The 201-nt window shown below is 46.3% G+C and carries 1 protein-coding gene; it reads right to left on the reverse strand.

Going from position 1 to position 201, the window contains the following annotated elements; genetic code table 11:
* On the reverse strand, window positions 1-201 hold a 201-nt coding region (locus ACTHSL_RS14450; protein ID WP_440381772.1), incomplete at both ends, for a transposase family protein.

The raw sequence follows: 201 nt of genomic DNA on the forward strand, positions 1-201 counted from the left end.
CCCTTATCCGCAATGACTATTTTGTAGGGATAAAGCTCTGCAAGGTGCCTCTTGGCTAAACGCATGTCATGCTGAGCACCCATCCCCGTCCGGATACTGATGATTTTTTCAGTTTCTCTGCCGTATATGACCTGGATTTTAACCGTGTGTCGCTTTTTCTTGCCGCTGTAATACTGCCGCTGTTTTTTTGGGACGTTCAAT

The sequence above is a fragment of the Neisseria sp. P0008.S010 genome (assembly GCF_051962715.1).
Classification (GTDB): Bacteria; Pseudomonadota; Gammaproteobacteria; order Burkholderiales; family Neisseriaceae; genus Neisseria; species Neisseria elongata.